Annotated in this window: 17 protein-coding genes; 7 read left to right on the top strand and 10 right to left on the bottom strand. The window is 35.9% G+C overall.

The window, feature by feature from the left end; all coding sequences use genetic code 11:
• Together Q7J54_03710 and Q7J54_03705 are read right to left on the bottom strand one after the other, a co-directional pair.
• Entirely contained in the window at positions 1-387 is a 387-nt protein-coding gene (locus Q7J54_03710) for a nucleotide-binding protein (GenBank protein ID MDO8740649.1), read from the bottom strand.
• Positions 388-417: 30 nt separating this feature from the next.
• Positions 418-1,257: a tyrosine-type recombinase/integrase gene (locus tag Q7J54_03705; protein ID MDO8740648.1), complete on the bottom strand. Its 840-nt coding sequence runs from the start codon at positions 1,255-1,257 to the stop codon at positions 418-420.
• A 300-nt stretch (positions 1,258-1,557) separates the two neighbouring features.
• On the opposite strand from Q7J54_03705, the gene Q7J54_03700 reads away from it, so the two are divergent.
• On the top strand, positions 1,558-2,124 hold the full coding sequence (locus Q7J54_03700; protein MDO8740647.1) for a hypothetical protein: 567 nt from the start codon (positions 1,558-1,560) through the stop codon (positions 2,122-2,124).
• Between the two features lie 199 nt (positions 2,125-2,323).
• On the opposite strand, the gene Q7J54_03695 is transcribed toward Q7J54_03700, so the two are convergent.
• The 3 genes from Q7J54_03695 to Q7J54_03685 all read right to left on the bottom strand — a co-directional run bounded on the left by Q7J54_03695 (position 2,324) and on the right by Q7J54_03685 (position 5,180).
• Entirely contained in the window at positions 2,324-3,283 is a 960-nt protein-coding gene (locus tag Q7J54_03695; protein ID MDO8740646.1) for a hypothetical protein, read from the bottom strand.
• A 308-nt stretch (positions 3,284-3,591) separates the two neighbouring features.
• Positions 3,592-4,038 (bottom strand): hypothetical protein, encoded by a 447-nt coding sequence (locus tag Q7J54_03690; protein MDO8740645.1) that lies wholly within the window; start codon positions 4,036-4,038, stop codon positions 3,592-3,594.
• Positions 4,039-4,292: 254 nt separating this feature from the next.
• Positions 4,293-5,180, bottom strand: coding sequence for a hypothetical protein (locus tag Q7J54_03685; protein MDO8740644.1), 888 nt, complete (start codon positions 5,178-5,180; stop codon positions 4,293-4,295).
• A 319-nt stretch (positions 5,181-5,499) separates the two neighbouring features.
• Here Q7J54_03685 and Q7J54_03680 point away from each other — a divergent pair, with 319 nt between their 5' ends.
• The 3 genes from Q7J54_03680 to Q7J54_03670 all read left to right on the top strand — a co-directional run bounded on the left by Q7J54_03680 (position 5,500) and on the right by Q7J54_03670 (position 7,210).
• Positions 5,500-5,805 (top strand): hypothetical protein, encoded by a 306-nt coding sequence (locus Q7J54_03680; protein MDO8740643.1) that lies wholly within the window; start codon positions 5,500-5,502, stop codon positions 5,803-5,805.
• A gap of 384 nt (positions 5,806-6,189) precedes the next feature.
• A complete protein-coding gene (locus tag Q7J54_03675) occupies positions 6,190-7,062 on the top strand; it encodes a prephenate dehydratase domain-containing protein (protein ID MDO8740642.1) in 873 nt (290 codons plus the stop codon).
• Positions 7,055-7,210, top strand: a complete 156-nt coding sequence (locus Q7J54_03670; protein MDO8740641.1) for a hypothetical protein — start codon at positions 7,055-7,057, stop codon at positions 7,208-7,210. The genes Q7J54_03675 and Q7J54_03670 overlap by 8 nt, the downstream gene beginning before the upstream one ends.
• A 15-nt stretch (positions 7,211-7,225) precedes the next feature.
• Here Q7J54_03670 and Q7J54_03665 read toward each other — a convergent pair whose 3' ends face one another.
• From Q7J54_03665 to Q7J54_03655, 3 genes are all read right to left on the bottom strand, one after another.
• Positions 7,226-8,002 carry a TIM barrel protein gene (locus Q7J54_03665; GenBank protein ID MDO8740640.1) on the bottom strand — a complete coding sequence of 259 codons (777 nt, stop codon included), beginning with the start codon at positions 8,000-8,002 and terminating at the stop codon, positions 7,226-7,228.
• Positions 7,992-9,182, bottom strand: a complete 1,191-nt coding sequence (locus tag Q7J54_03660; protein ID MDO8740639.1) for a cation:proton antiporter — start codon at positions 9,180-9,182, stop codon at positions 7,992-7,994. The genes Q7J54_03665 and Q7J54_03660 overlap by 11 nt, the downstream gene beginning before the upstream one ends.
• Positions 9,183-9,253: 71 nt before the next feature.
• Positions 9,254-9,751: a hypothetical protein gene (locus Q7J54_03655; GenBank protein ID MDO8740638.1), complete on the bottom strand. Its 498-nt coding sequence runs from the start codon at positions 9,749-9,751 to the stop codon at positions 9,254-9,256.
• Positions 9,752-9,803: 52 nt separating this feature from the next.
• Between Q7J54_03655 and twy1 the strand changes: the two genes are divergently transcribed.
• Positions 9,804-10,742, top strand: a complete 939-nt coding sequence (twy1, locus tag Q7J54_03650) for a 4-demethylwyosine synthase TYW1 (GenBank protein MDO8740637.1) — start codon at positions 9,804-9,806, stop codon at positions 10,740-10,742.
• A 4-nt stretch (positions 10,743-10,746) separates the two neighbouring features.
• Here the strand turns inward: twy1 and Q7J54_03645 are convergent, their stop codons facing one another.
• Positions 10,747-11,865, bottom strand: a complete 1,119-nt coding sequence (locus tag Q7J54_03645) for a hypothetical protein (protein MDO8740636.1) — start codon at positions 11,863-11,865, stop codon at positions 10,747-10,749.
• A 115-nt stretch (positions 11,866-11,980) separates the two neighbouring features.
• Between Q7J54_03645 and Q7J54_03640 the strand changes: the two genes are divergently transcribed.
• Positions 11,981-12,832, top strand: coding sequence for a hypothetical protein (locus Q7J54_03640; GenBank protein ID MDO8740635.1), 852 nt, complete (start codon positions 11,981-11,983; stop codon positions 12,830-12,832).
• Here Q7J54_03640 and Q7J54_03635 read toward each other — a convergent pair.
• Positions 12,829-13,422 (bottom strand): metallophosphoesterase, encoded by a 594-nt coding sequence (locus tag Q7J54_03635; protein ID MDO8740634.1) that lies wholly within the window; start codon positions 13,420-13,422, stop codon positions 12,829-12,831. The two genes, Q7J54_03640 and Q7J54_03635, sit on opposite strands and share 4 nt — an antisense overlap.
• A 52-nt stretch (positions 13,423-13,474) precedes the next feature.
• Here Q7J54_03635 and Q7J54_03630 point away from each other — a divergent pair, with 52 nt between their 5' ends.
• Positions 13,475-13,831 (top strand): hypothetical protein, encoded by a 357-nt coding sequence (locus Q7J54_03630; protein MDO8740633.1) that lies wholly within the window; start codon positions 13,475-13,477, stop codon positions 13,829-13,831.

Here is a 13,831-nt window from a genome sequence, read left to right as displayed (position 1 = left end):
TTAGCCTGTTGACATTTCAAGATATTTCTTATTTCTCAAAAATATGGTGGTTTTTCCCTTCAGCTGCTTTCTCAGCTCCCTGTCCTGGGTTGCGATGATATTGTTCCTGTCTTCTGACAGATCAACAAGGAGATCGTCAACTGTCTTGCCTGAGTTTGTCTTTATTATGCTTATTTCCTTGTTTTCGATCAACTGAAGCGCCAGCCTGGCTTTTGCCTTTTCTTTTCCTTTTTGGGTTTCAATCATCTTTTTTAGCTCTTCAACTGATTTATCCAAAACAAAAAGCGAATAATTGAAATTGCATATTCTGTCTATCTCTGAGAAAATGTCTACTTTGAACTCTGCCGGAATGGTCAGAAAGTTTGTGTCAAGGATTATGGCCTTCATTGGAAAGAGGATTTTTTTGTTGTTTTTAAATTATTGCATCCCAGATGCCCATAATCCTTCTATCGGGCTTGTTACATTGATCATTCTCGGAGAAGCCATATGCACGTAGACCATTGTTGTAGCTGCGCTTCCATGGCCCAGCAAGGACTGGACAGAAGCGACATCATATCCGTTTTCAATCAGATGCGTTGCAAAGCTGTGCCTCAATGTATGTGGATGGACATTCTTTTCAATTCTGGCTTTTTTTGCTGCAGTCTTTATTATTTTCTGAAGCGTTGTTATGGTTATATGGCCATTTTTACCCTCAAAAAGCCACGAATGCTGGCAAGGGCATTCGTTTGTTATGTGGCTCATTAATTCTTCCTTGAGTTTTTCTGCCACTATAAACAACCTGTCTTTGTTGCCTTTGCCTCGTCTCACCCAACCGTAATTTTTTGAGAATTCAAAATGCTCGGGCTTCAGATTAACAAGCTCACTCACCCTTAAGCCTGCAGAATACAGCAGCTTTACCATAAGCCTGTGCTTTGGATTTTCTATTGCTTCGATCAATCTTTTTGTCTCTTCTTTCGTAAGCACAACAGGCATTTCTTTTGGGGTTTTTGAAAACCGCATATTTAACAAAAGCCGCTTGTGCAGAATTTCGTTATAAAAGAATTTCAAGGCATTAAGATAAACATTTACTGTGTTGCCTGCTTTGCCTTTCTCTATCAGCCTGTCGAGATAGCCTTCTATGTCTGATTTTTTAACTTCTTTAGGATCTTTACTGCACTGCCTGAAAAAGAGCTTTACGCACTGCCTGTATGTATTTATTGTCCTTATGCTAAGGCCTCTTCTCAGGCCGATCTTCCGTATCAATTCGGGAATGTCCATGCTGATCACTTCTTTGTCAATAATGGGTGTTGCGGCTTATTTATATATGTTCCAGCCGCAGGTGTCCAATGTGTCCAGTGGCTTTATACAACTTCAGAATAGAGACGGAAAAACGTGTTATGATCCTCCAAATTTTGCCATTTCAGGGCTCATAACGGCCAAAGATAAGGGAGTTTGCATATATTGAGTTATGCACAATTGTCGGCACTTATTTATTATTAGAGGTCGGCTCGTACGATAGCTTCAATTCAATCAGAAGTTTTCGGTAAGTTTAAATAGAACTTAAACTATCAATGAATTATGAAACAGAAATATTATTTGATTGTTGGAATTATTGCATTAATAATTATAGCTGGACTTTTTTTAGTTATGAATCAAGAGAGAAGCAAACCCCTACCCCAAGCAGTATTTTTACCAAATGTAAATTTCGAAGGCACTGTCCTCTCGTTATCTTTAGTTGGTGGAGAAGAAGAGGGAGGAGATATTACTCGTCCAAGAGATACAACAGTTGTAAGAATTGATAAAATTAATTCCATAAGCGGTGATTTTGATTGGGTTTCAGCAGGAATTGAAGAAGGTAAAGAAATTACAATCCAACTTCAATATAGTGCAAGACCAACCAAGATTAGAAAAGTTTTTGATCCAGAAGCTCCAGCAAGTTCTGGAAATGAGAGTGCAGTAAGTGCCACACTTTCTTTTACAAAAGAAAATGGTTATTTTGTATATTCAACCAAAAGCGGGACAATTACTGAAGAAACAGAAATAACTCTTCCAGGATTAGAAGAAGGCTCTAAATTTAAAACAACTGGTTGGTATGGTTATAGTGGAATTAAAGTTTTAACAATTGGTGAATACGAAATAATTTAGCTCGCCGACCTCTATTCTTTTATTTTAGTGTGCCGACAACTCAAAACCCTTCGGGTTTTGCCTCGCACCTCTGAATTTCCCACTCTCACTTAGGTTCCCTTCGTGAAGGGGAAATTCGAGGCTTGGGTGTATAACATCGTTATGTTCAATCAGATTTTCTTTTCTTAGAAACAAAAGTCGGGGGCACAAGACTGAAAACCTAATGAAGACCTACATTAAATGTTCTACCATCAGAAAGAGTTATATTCATTGCTTTTATTGCTTTCATAGACCTTTCGCCAAAAAGTTGTTTATAACTTATACTGGTCTTCGCATATAGTGACTTATTAGTATTCAAAGCATCAAGAAATTTAGTAACTTCGCCATAATTAACATAACCTTTTTTGTAAGTGATTACAAAGGATGGTCCTTGTTCTGTGGACACCAGAATTCTTTTTTCATTATAATGCCCTTCTCGAAAATCATCCCGAATAGAGATATTATTTATATCAAAATTTCCACCTCCATACTTAGCGAACGCATTTACAAAGAATATAAATAAAAACATAACTACTATAATTCCTAAACAAAAGAAAAGAAGTCCTCTTTTTCTACGGAAATCCTGTTTTTCAGTTTCAGTCATCTTAAATGGACTTTTTAATTCAATCATTTCTTTACAACTTTTTAAAAAATTTATTTTAGGATTTAGTTGTTTCATATTCTTAAGAATATTCATTACAGTTTTTTTAGAATAGAATTTCATAAAGAAAACTTCTTTTGTCCCATCTTTAAGAGTTATGGTTAATGGTTGATGTAATGATTCCAAAGAGTCTGTATAACCTACAACCAAATCAACACTACTAATATCCTTAATATTAATCCTTTTTCTTCTTTTAAAAAGGGCTATTAAGAATGTTAATCCAAATATAAATTGAAGATTCATCTTATATTGCTTTGGGAATAATATTTGATTATCTTTGATTAGGATATAAGAACTCGTTAATACATAAATTAGCCAAATCAAACCGAAGATTAAAGCCAAACTACCATAAACTATAACTTTGGTATCTTTATACAAACCACTAAATAATGCGTATGCAAGAATATAACTTACAAAAAGAATTATTATAACTAAAATCCATGTTACTGGTCCAATAAAAAATCTCTTTTTCCCCATCATAATTTAACCGTAAGTTAATATCTATAAAAACCTTTTGGAATAGTAGGTGCCCCCGACTTTACTATTGATATTCTATGCTATTGCATAACTTTTGAAAAGAAAATCTGACTCTTCGGAAAACTTCGTTTTCCTCGTCGTTCCATCTCTGAAACTCGCCACTCTGCAAAATGTCCCATTTTGCGAGGGCTCGTTTCGAGGGAACGAGAACATAACATTGTTATACACAATCACGAGGACACCTTTAAATGTCAAAAGGAAAACTATTTTATTGATTAGGGCTGGGCTTAACTTGCTTATACGATTTCAGATTAGGATTTAAACAGTCTTTCATATCTGAAGTAAGATATCAACTTTACAATTCCTGGAAAAAGCATAGGGAAAAATAAAATTAGAGTTAAACTCCTCCCTTGAGTTGCAAAAATAATCACTATGCCTGAGAAAACTAGATAAATTACTGTAAGAAAGATAGAAATGAATTTAAAAGAAGGAGAGTTTATGATGGTCCATCCAAAGGCCTCTTCATTATTAACTATTGGAATTAATGCAGTTGAACGCCATCCTTTTCGCTTTTCGAAATCTCTCCTTATGAGTCTACTCAAGGCCCACAGAAAAAACTTACCTCTGAAAATTGCACATTTTCGATGGTATGCTCGTGGAAATGCGAATATATCATAACTTACCACTAACCCTTCGTCATCCTTATAGTTGGGAGATGATATTTCTTTATTACAAATAAAACAGTTTGGCTTGTTCATGCTATCTTTAATTAAATCCCTGATATAAATACATTTCTATGAAAGCCCAGCCCCTTACTTCTTTTTGACGGTGTCCTCGTGACTTTCTCCTCACTTCGTTCGTCGAACTTTTCCACTCTGTTCGCCCCAGCCAGAAAATTTGTCCCAAATTTTCGGGGGGCTCACGAGGGAAAAGGTGTATAACATCGTTATATACAATTCAAAAGTCCGCTCGCAAAATATTACCTTATGGCAATTAGTAAGTTGGGGCAAATTTATTTAAATAAGTTTTTTAACCACTCCCACAATTTCTGAAATATATTCTTTGTTTCAACTTCAGGTTCTATTATGGTGTCTAAATCACTGGTCTTTTTCTCACTCTCCAAATAACATTCATTATCATAAACCTTTTCTATGTATTTACCTTCAAATGCGTCTATATAGATTGTTTTAAATTCATCGCATCCTACATCTCCTCTTTTGGTTATAATATAAGCAGGTCTTTGCACAAAGAAGTGTAAACCCGATCTTGATTGAAATTGTTCATCCATTTTAATACCCATTAGACCATTTGTTATAATTAAATCTTTTTCAAATCCTTCTGATTTAGCAATTTCAAGAGCTTTATCATACGTAACCTCTGTTTTTAAAGGTTCTACAATACCATTTCCGGTTATGATGTAATAATCTTTATTTTTACAATGCCCTATACTCATCTGAATTTCAAGTGGAATTAATGCTTCCTGTGGAGGAAATTCAGTTTCATATGTAAAGAATAATTCTAAACCCCTTCCATTTGCCATAGCTCTACTTGAAGAAAATTCATAATGTGTTTCAAAATATTGTCTTCCTAATCTTGACACCAAAAATTCTTCTGCTACTTTTATTATTTCTTGCTCATTAAAGTCTTTTGTGTAGTATTCCAATTCCCCCTTACATTTACCCTTTCCACCATTATATTGACCAATTTCTACACATCTTGGTGTGCAACTTTTTACATAACACTCATCTTGATTTACACATATAGGGCTACATTCAGAATCTTCTAAACAAAGATTTGAAGAATGTCCTTCTGGCCCAATTTCTGAATCATCTTGAGCATAGGTAAAACCTATTAGTAGCAGAATCATTAAAAGACATACAATATTTTTTATAACTTTCATTCTAATTCACCTCTTTTAGGAATATATTAGTATTTAAAAACCTATTTATAACTTCTAACGAACCTGAAGTTTAATAAATTTACTATTTGCCCCAACTTTGACTTATTCTTAAACTAAATTTTAGCTCGCGGACTTTTGAACTTTTCCGTTCCTCGTCCCTTCGGGACTGCGGTACTCAACCCTCCAGCTCTGAGGCTTTCAGCTCTCAACTCACTTTCGTTCGTTGGAGGAAAGCCTCGAGGTCGGGGTATATAACATCGTTATATACAATTGGTGTGGGCTCGAAAGTTTTATATAGCTAAAGATTTTATTTTTCTTTATGGGATGGAAAAAGTTACCGACATGGTTGAAAGGGGGAATAATTGGACTAATCGTCTATATAATTGTGGGTTTAAATGGTATAATACCCTATAATGATGTCCTAAGTTCCATACGAATAATTCAAAGTGTTATTGCTTTAGTATTAGGTCTTCCAATATTATTAGCAACTATTTTTATATGTTTTAAATGGTGCAGTTTAAGGGATGTAATTGTTATATATTCAGTCGGTCTATTATTTTATATTTTAATTGGAATGTTGGTTGGTTATATCATCGGAAAAATAAAATCTAAAAAGAAAAAATAGTCTTTCTCACCCACACCAACTTTCTCAGAAAACTTCGTTTTCTTCGAACTTTTCCACTCTGTTCGCCCCATCTCTGAAAATGGTTCCCATTTTCGAGGGTGCTCACGAGGGAAAAGGTGTATAACATCGTTATGTTCAATAAATACTCTCAGATTTTTTGGCTTAAAAAAAGAAAACTTTATTAACAAGCTTTGTTTTCCAAGGAATATGATGCGCGATATTATAACTTTTACATTTAAATTCTTTTATTAGTCGCATCTCTTGATATAATGCTTCAATTTCTTTTGGTCTGAAAAGCCATATGTTTGGGGCAAAAACAAGGGAATTCTGGCAAATAGATCAAAATAATACATCATCAAATAAAACTAATCGGAGGTCATAATCATGAAAATCGCAACGCTGGGGCCGAAAGGCACCTATACTGAAAAGGCAGCAGAAAAATATGATCGGAATGCTGAAATTATTCCGTATAACTCAATAACACAGGTATTCAGGTCAATAAATGAAATGAGGGAAAATGTCGGAATTGCGCCAACATTCAATAAGATTGGGGGGCCTGTTAATGAAACATTAGATTGCCTGTGGCAATACAACAGCAAAATGCATTTGAGAAACACAGATAATGTGAGAATTACAGATACAATTGTATTAGACATAGTGCATTGCATCGGGACAATACATAATGCATCAAAAATTGAGAAGATAATATCCTGCGACCAAGCGCTGAGGCAATGCTCCCGCTACCTTGATAAGCATTATCCTGGTGCTGAAAGAGAAGAGGCATCAAGCACTGCGCAGGCAGCTGAATTAATTGCGATGAAAAAAATGCGCTATGCGGCGGCAATTGGCTCTGAAGCTGCTTTGAAGGAATATGGCCTTGAAATTATTGACAGAGACGTGGTTAAGAAAAATAAAACAGTATTCGCAGTGATCTCAAAAATTTGCAAAACAGAGCCAACAGGCAACGACATAACATGCCTCGCACTACATCCTGAAAATGACGAGCCGGAATTTCTGAATGGAATAAAAAGGATTTTGCACGGCGGCAATATAAAGACTACAATATACCCCAGGGCCGATGGCATGTGGGGCGTGATACTTTACATGGACATTGAGGGCCATGAAAGTGACTGCCATGTTGCAGGCGCAATAGATTTGATCAAACATTACCTTAAGAAAAAACCCGGAGAATTAAGAATATTGGGCAGCTATAAAAAACCAATAATTGAAGAAAATGGTGGAGGTAAAAATGGATAAAAAAGAAGAGCTTGAATGGGAAAATTGGTATAAAGCGCTGGGCAACAATCCCGAGTATGTTGATAACTTAGTTAAGAAGTTAGAACAGGAAAGCATGAAAGATAACTTGCCCTACTGCCGGTTTGGAAAAATTAATAGAACCACATGATGAAGAGAGAGAAAACTAAATTTTTTCCAAAATCCTTTTCGTCTTAATAGAATCTCCAAAAGGATCCGGGCTTTCATTTATTATAGTTATATCTACATTGTATTTCTTGATGTAAGTTATAAGCTCCTTTATGTCCTTTTCTTCTGTTAGTTTATGTTTCCTTTCTCCTTTTGGTGTGTAATCAATGCCTGAGAAATGTGAATGAATGTGCTTAATGCCTTTTAATTTTTTGAATAACTCATCGTATTTTGGATCTCCGTTGTTTCTTGCCTTCCAATGCGAAAAGTCAATGCAGAATGCGCAGCCTGTTTCTTTTGACAGCTTTATTAATTCATCCGGATCGCCAAATGCAGAGTGCTTGCCTGTCAATTCAGGAGCCAGAGCAACATTCCATTTATTCTGCCTTATTGTTTTCTGCATTTCTTCAATTTCTTTCTTTACTAAAGCAAAAGTTTCTTCTTTTGAATGCTTTCCATAAAATGCTGCATGAAAAACAACGTATTTTGCATTGAGAAAATGAGCTCGCTCGCAGCTATCCAATATTCTTTTCTTTGAGGCTTCAATTTTCTTTTTTTCTTCAGAAACAAGATTAATGTAATAAGGGGCATGGACGCTTAGGTCAATGTTTAATTGATTTGCTAATGCGCCAGTCTGCTTTGCAGTCTCATTTGTCATGCTGACGCCGTATGTGAATTCAACTTCTAATGCTGTCAGGCCATGATCTTTTGCATACTTTATCCCTTCAATACTGCCTAATCCTGCTGTTCCGCCGGGGCCGAGTTTAACTTTCATTTTTAACTGGCTGGATTTTTTCATGTAAGAAATAATCAGAGAACCTGACAACTATTGTGGACACAAGAAGCGTGTAAACCATTATTGCCAGGGTAAAATCAAGCATTCTTTCAAATCCCTGGAATGTTGCAAATGCAAATATGATCGCTGCAACTGCTATTCCTTTAGGAGAAACAAGTGTCATGAATATTTTCTCTCTTAATCCATACTGTTTGAGGCATATTTGGACTGCAAAGAACCTGACAAGCAGGTAAATCACAAATATGCTTATTGATTTTATAAAAAATTCTTTTGTTAAAGGAACATCTACAATAAACCCGATCAGAATAAACACCAGCACCTCCAATGCATTGGACAGTATGCCTGAAAACTCCCTTAATGTTGCTTTTTCTTTTATGTAAACATTGCCGAAGATGAGCCCGAGTGTTGTAACAGCTAAAACGCCGTTTCCCTTGAGATTTTCAGCCAGTGCATATGCAAGGAGGGCTGCAACTATCAATGCAAGAGGGCTTAGCTTTTCAGAATATCCTTTTTTCATCGCTTTGAAAAGTATCAAGGCAACGATAACCCCTGTACCAATGCCTGTGATGAATTGCTGCAGGAAAGGGGTTATTTGATCAATAAAGTAAGTTATGTTGAAGCTTTTTACATTGTTCATCAAATCAAGAAGTATGAACGGGAACAGCACTGTCAATGGCGTATTGACTATGGATTCTATTTCCATCAGCTTCACTATTTTGTTTTTTGAATTTTCAAAAAATACCATGATGGCGTCTGGAGCTGTTGCAGTCATCAATGTTGCAAATATAAGCCCGACAAATATGTTTCCAACATCACCTATTATAACAGATGCTACTGTCAAAAAGACAAGATTCAGCATTAAGAAGACGCCCACTAATTTGAAGGCATTTAATGAGAATTTGTCTATGTCGCGGAACTTGAAATTAGAGCTTGAATCAAAGATTATCATGATTAAAGTAAAGATTGCCATTGCTGTAAGAAAGACAGGCGGAAACTGTATCAGCGGCTTCCCATCATAAGATATATGATTAAACAGAATGCCCACAAAGATGAGAAAGATTATATTTGCCACTTTGATCTTTTGTGAAAGCAAGGAAAACAACAGGCCTATGAAGAGAAGAACGCCTATTGATGTAAGATAGAACGTGACTATATCCATTTTGCCTCTTTTTTTATTGCTCTGTTTTTATCTGTATTTAAAGGTTTTGAAAATAAGGCGCATTCAGAATATCAGGCCCTGAACTGCATCAGATTAGTCAGCTTGTCAGATATTATCTTTCCTGTTGCTGCATCGACCTTTATGTTTAATGTGTTGAATGCCCTTGTAACGTAAGTTATGTTCCAGAGTGTGCCTTCTTCAATGTTCTGCAGTATAACAATAACTTTTTCAGGTGTTTCCTTCGGATATTTTTTTTCCTGTAGATTGTTTGCCGTTTCCAATGCCTTATCAACCCATACAGTGACTTTGCTTAAATCCAGCTCTTTAACTGCTGCGCCTGGCTCTTTAAAAACTTCAGATTCCTCGGCTTGCTTTATGCTGTCTTCAAACACAAAGAAACTTGTCATCTTGTCGTTTTTAGGGTTGTAATAGCCGAACTGCCATTCTGATTTCTGCTTTTCATCCATCATGACAAATATCGTTGACAGATAGCTCTCTTTGTTTTTGAGCTTCCATTCTTTCAGCTCATCGCATTCTGTTATTTTCGTGATGGCGTCTTTTAGCTTCATTAAAGATAAAAAAACTTAAACATTTAAATAGATTGTTGTTTTTAAGAAAAATATGCTGTCAAAAGAGAAAATAAAGGATCTTGAAAAGCAGGGCTACAGATTAATAGGTAATCATTCTGCAATAAAAGTATGCGAATGGGCTAAACAGGCGATTGTCTGCGAGGATGTCTGCTATAAAAATACATTTTATGGTATAAAGTCCTGGAGATGCGTTCAGATGACTCCTGCCCTGACAATGTGCAATCACCGCTGCCAATGGTGCTGGAGGGATATAGGATTTACAGAGCCGAAGTTTAAAGGTAAGGCAGATGATCCCAGGTTCATAATTGAAAACTGCATTAAAGCGCATATAAAATATTCAGAAGGCTTTGGCGGGAACAAGAAAACAGATGCTTTAAGGTATTACGAATCAAAAAGGCCATTGCATTTTGCAATATCGCTTAGCGGAGAGCCGACTTTGTATCCTAAACTGCCTGAATTGATAAAAGAGCTTAGGAAAAGAAAGATTACAAGCTTTCTGGTAACAAACGGGACAAATCCTGAAATGCTTAAAAAATTGTTAAAAATGCAGCCAACTCAGCTTTACATAACATTGCCTGCTCCTGATGAGGAAACTTATGAGAAGGCATGTAATCCATTAATAAAAAACGGCTGGGAAAAGATTAATGAATCGCTGTCTTTATTGAAAAAATTCAGAAGATCAACAATAAGGCTGACATTGGTTAAAGGAATTAATATGATTGAGCCTGAAAAATATGCTGAATTAATAAAAAAATACAGGCCAATGTTTGTTGAGTGCAAGGCGTATATGTTTGTCGGCTATTCGCAGCAGAGATTGGAGATCAAGAATATGCCTTTGCATGATGAGATAAAGGATTTCGCCAAGAAGGTTGCAAGGCATTCAGGCTATAAGATAATTGATGAGAAAAAGAACAGCAGGGTTGTTTTGCTGATGAAAAAGGATTTCAAGGAAAGAAAATTAAAGTTTTGATTGGTTATTTTTGTCTATCTGCATTAAGCGGGTTATCTCTGGCTGCTTTATCCTCGCTTATTCGTTCCTGGCTTGCTTGTTTGACTGATTTCATTGTAGCTTTCAGATCTTCTTCAGAGATTTTTATGCTTGTTCCAAAGGGCTTATTAAGTGTTTCTTTTAGTTTAACTTCTTTTTTAATATCTTGTTGAAGTGTTTGCGGTGGATTTATTTTTTCCGAATATTTTTTAACAGCAGCATCAATATCAAATTTCATATTTGATTGTGCATATTTGCCTTTACCTACAGGGTCATAAGCAATATGATCTCCTGGAGGAAGTATCATTTTTGTCAAGTTGACTGGATCTTCAACCGGCGTGAGCTCTTTTATTTGGTTTTCAAATAATTTAAATTTATAAAAAGGCTTTTTATCTCCTCTCTTGTCAATTTCTGCTTGTATAAGTTGGTCTATTGAAAGCCCTGTTTCTGTTTTTGTTTCCGCTTCTTCTGCTGCTGAGATTTTTGGTAAAGCTATGTTCTTTAATTCTTCTAAACTTACAGGGTATGAGTTTATTTTTTCATCCTTTTTTTCAGTTTTCAGTATAACCATCGTTATACCTTTGCTTGTATCGATCTTGTTGTAATGGTCAATAGCTTCACTAACTGCAGAAAAAGAATCAGCAGTACACCCTCCGCCGCTTTCAATTCCAAGTATATAACACAGCGGCAATGGGTCTCTTTTAGCCGCATCTTCATTTATCCCATTCAGGATATAATCAGGGACGGATATTTTGGGAAGCGGTTTGGGTACGATTTCGATTTTCCTTTCTATTCCTTTGGCAGATTGTGTTGATTTTATTTCTTCTTGTGGATATTGCACAAATCGAGATAGCTTCTTCTCGATGTTGGTGTAATCTGCATCATATCTTTTAAAAAGCCCATCCATCTTAGGAGTTTTATGATGTTGAGGCAGGTTTTGGTATTGTTTTATAAGTTCCTTTAAACGATGGAAAACAGTTCCGGCCTCTTTAGCTAAGTCGGGGTTCTTTTGGAGTACTTTTATATTATACCTTCTTATTGTTTCATAAAGGGGCCTGATATTGTCCGCTATTAGTTTAGGATCATACGGTTTTTTGACATCCATTGTAGATATTTTAACCACCCATCTTGTTTTAACCGTAAATCTTACGCTTATATTTAAAGTTTTCTTTACTGCAAAATAGAAAAAATTAATAAGCGAGGAAAGAATACCTTGGATTATGGATGGGGGAACTCTTGATAATTTAAGAATGGAAGCTGAACTTCTAGGTAGCTATTCAGCACTATCTATTGCTTACAAAAAAGAGCCCAGTGAAGAACTTCTTAAGTCGTTTGATGATTTATCAAAGAAAATAAGGGAATTAGACCCGCACATAAAACTTACAAAACCTCAGACTGATAAAAGATTCTGGTGGATAAGGCAACAAGTTGAAATTTATGGCGCAAGGGGGATTAATAAGTATAAAAGGTTTAAGTTGTATGTCGCATCAAATGCGGGGATAATCTTGATTGGAATAACGGGCGCGGCTTTATTAACGCTGGCTGTAGTTGGGTGGTATATGGGTAAGAAAACTAACGAATATAGATCAGATTTAAAGGCAGCCAAGCAGGAAGCAACTAGTCTCAAAAATGAGGTTGTTAAATCAAGAAATGAGGTTGTTACAGCAAGGGTTGCATTAGATACTGCAAATGCGTCTATTGCTTCAAAAATAGCTGAAGCAACTGCTCCGCTTGAGGCAAGACTTGAAGCAAGAATTAACGAACTTTATGCAATGTCCCAGGACATAGAATGTGAACAAGAATTTTTAATTGAGGGTTATAACTCGCTTGCAGCATCTACTAAATCGCTGAACGACGAATTGGCATCGTTGGAAAACACAGCTGGAGAAGACAGGCAAAAATATGCTCCTTTAATTGATGAAGTTGCAAAATTCAATGCTAAAATAATTGAGTTAAACAAAACCGTAGTTGATAAGAAATATTTTGAAGAGAAAATGAAAGAAATTTTGGATCTGTACTTAGTTCTTAAAAAGAGGTCAGATAAGGATGCTGGTGGAAATTACACTCCTTAAATCTTTATTACTTTCCCCATCGGCCCAGGATTAATAACAAATGTTTTCCCGATCCTGTCATGCTTTCCTGAGTTCTCATGCAGATGGCCGCAGATGACCAAAACAGGCTTAATTTCACGGATGAAATGGCTTATTGACTTGCTGCCGTGATGCATGCCCGATATTCTGTCTAATTTTGTCCTGTAAGGAGGAGCATGTGTCATTAAAACAACTTTTTCATCTTTTATTGTTTTTTTGAATTTTTTTGCAGTCCTTTCAAATTCCTTATCAACCATTGAAAATCCGCCTCCGCCGAAGCCGAAGAAAAAGTAATTGCCCATCTTCAGCCCCCTCTTGTGGAAGAATTTTACATGCTTTAGTTTTGAGCACAAATGCCCCAATGCATTCTCGCTTTCGTGATTGCCGTGAATGACCAAAGTCAATATTTTGAGCTCGTCTAGTGCTTTTAGAGTTTTTTCCAAACCATTTTCAAAAACGGAGAGGTCACCCGCACAAAGAATCAAGTTTGGCTTTTCTTTTTTTATTTTGCTGACTACAATATGCATGAACCTGCTGTTTCCATGCGTGTCACCGAATGCAAAAAGCTTCATGAGCAGTATTTTTATGTAAAATTTTATAAATCTATTGATATTCTCAAATAAAATGGAGCATGGTTTAAAAATAACCAATGGAAACAGGTTAGTAATTCCTGAAATTATCAGGTACAATTATCTTCCTTGTGATGGCACTATGCTGTATATCTGGCACAGGGAACGAGAAACTAATTATCTTGCCATTTTAGATGGTTATGAGCAGTATGTAAGAGAAGAGGCATTTTCAAGAATTATGCCAAAAGCGTTAGCCAGATATTACAAAAGGCTTTTTTGCCGGAATATAAAAACAGCCACAATAAAAAATAACGCAATAAAATTGCCCGATGAGTCAATTAAGCATCTTGGGGCAGAGAATATTGAGCTGAGAATCAGAAAAGGATTGCTGGAAATATGGCCTTTGACATGA

The sequence above is a fragment of the Candidatus Woesearchaeota archaeon genome (assembly GCA_030651135.1).
Classification (GTDB): domain Archaea; phylum Nanobdellota; class Nanobdellia; order Woesearchaeales; family JACPBO01; genus JACPBO01.
The sequence above is the reverse complement of the archived record's forward strand: the minus strand, read 5'-3'. Positions and strand labels throughout refer to the sequence as shown.

What these genes read in the sequence shown, in the direction of transcription:
- Q7J54_03665 (MDO8740640.1), bottom strand. Translation starts at nt 8,002, where the DNA reads ATGAAAGTTAAACTCGGCCCCGGCGGAACAGCAGGATTAGGCAGTATT.
- Q7J54_03660 (MDO8740639.1), bottom strand. Translation starts at nt 9,182, where the DNA reads ATGGATATAGTCACGTTCTATCTTACATCAATAGGCGTTCTTCTCTTC.
- Q7J54_03680 (MDO8740643.1), top strand. Translation starts at nt 5,500, where the DNA reads ATGGGATGGAAAAAGTTACCGACATGGTTGAAAGGGGGAATAATTGGA.
- Q7J54_03630 (MDO8740633.1), top strand. Translation starts at nt 13,475, where the DNA reads ATGGAGCATGGTTTAAAAATAACCAATGGAAACAGGTTAGTAATTCCT.
- Q7J54_03700 (MDO8740647.1), top strand. Translation starts at nt 1,558, where the DNA reads ATGAAACAGAAATATTATTTGATTGTTGGAATTATTGCATTAATAATT.
- Q7J54_03685 (MDO8740644.1), bottom strand. Translation starts at nt 5,180, where the DNA reads ATGAAAGTTATAAAAAATATTGTATGTCTTTTAATGATTCTGCTACTA.
- Q7J54_03695 (MDO8740646.1), bottom strand. Translation starts at nt 3,283, where the DNA reads ATGATGGGGAAAAAGAGATTTTTTATTGGACCAGTAACATGGATTTTA.
- Q7J54_03640 (MDO8740635.1), top strand. Translation starts at nt 11,981, where the DNA reads ATGGATGGGGGAACTCTTGATAATTTAAGAATGGAAGCTGAACTTCTA.
- Q7J54_03710 (MDO8740649.1), bottom strand. Translation starts at nt 387, where the DNA reads ATGAAGGCCATAATCCTTGACACAAACTTTCTGACCATTCCGGCAGAG.
- Q7J54_03635 (MDO8740634.1), bottom strand. Translation starts at nt 13,422, where the DNA reads ATGAAGCTTTTTGCATTCGGTGACACGCATGGAAACAGCAGGTTCATG.
- Q7J54_03705 (MDO8740648.1), bottom strand. Translation starts at nt 1,257, where the DNA reads ATGGACATTCCCGAATTGATACGGAAGATCGGCCTGAGAAGAGGCCTT.
- twy1 (MDO8740637.1), top strand. Translation starts at nt 9,804, where the DNA reads ATGCTGTCAAAAGAGAAAATAAAGGATCTTGAAAAGCAGGGCTACAGA.
- Q7J54_03655 (MDO8740638.1), bottom strand. Translation starts at nt 9,751, where the DNA reads ATGAAGCTAAAAGACGCCATCACGAAAATAACAGAATGCGATGAGCTG.
- Q7J54_03690 (MDO8740645.1), bottom strand. Translation starts at nt 4,038, where the DNA reads ATGAACAAGCCAAACTGTTTTATTTGTAATAAAGAAATATCATCTCCC.
- Q7J54_03675 (MDO8740642.1), top strand. Translation starts at nt 6,190, where the DNA reads ATGAAAATCGCAACGCTGGGGCCGAAAGGCACCTATACTGAAAAGGCA.
- Q7J54_03670 (MDO8740641.1), top strand. Translation starts at nt 7,055, where the DNA reads ATGGATAAAAAAGAAGAGCTTGAATGGGAAAATTGGTATAAAGCGCTG.
- Q7J54_03645 (MDO8740636.1), bottom strand. Translation starts at nt 11,865, where the DNA reads ATGGATGTCAAAAAACCGTATGATCCTAAACTAATAGCGGACAATATC.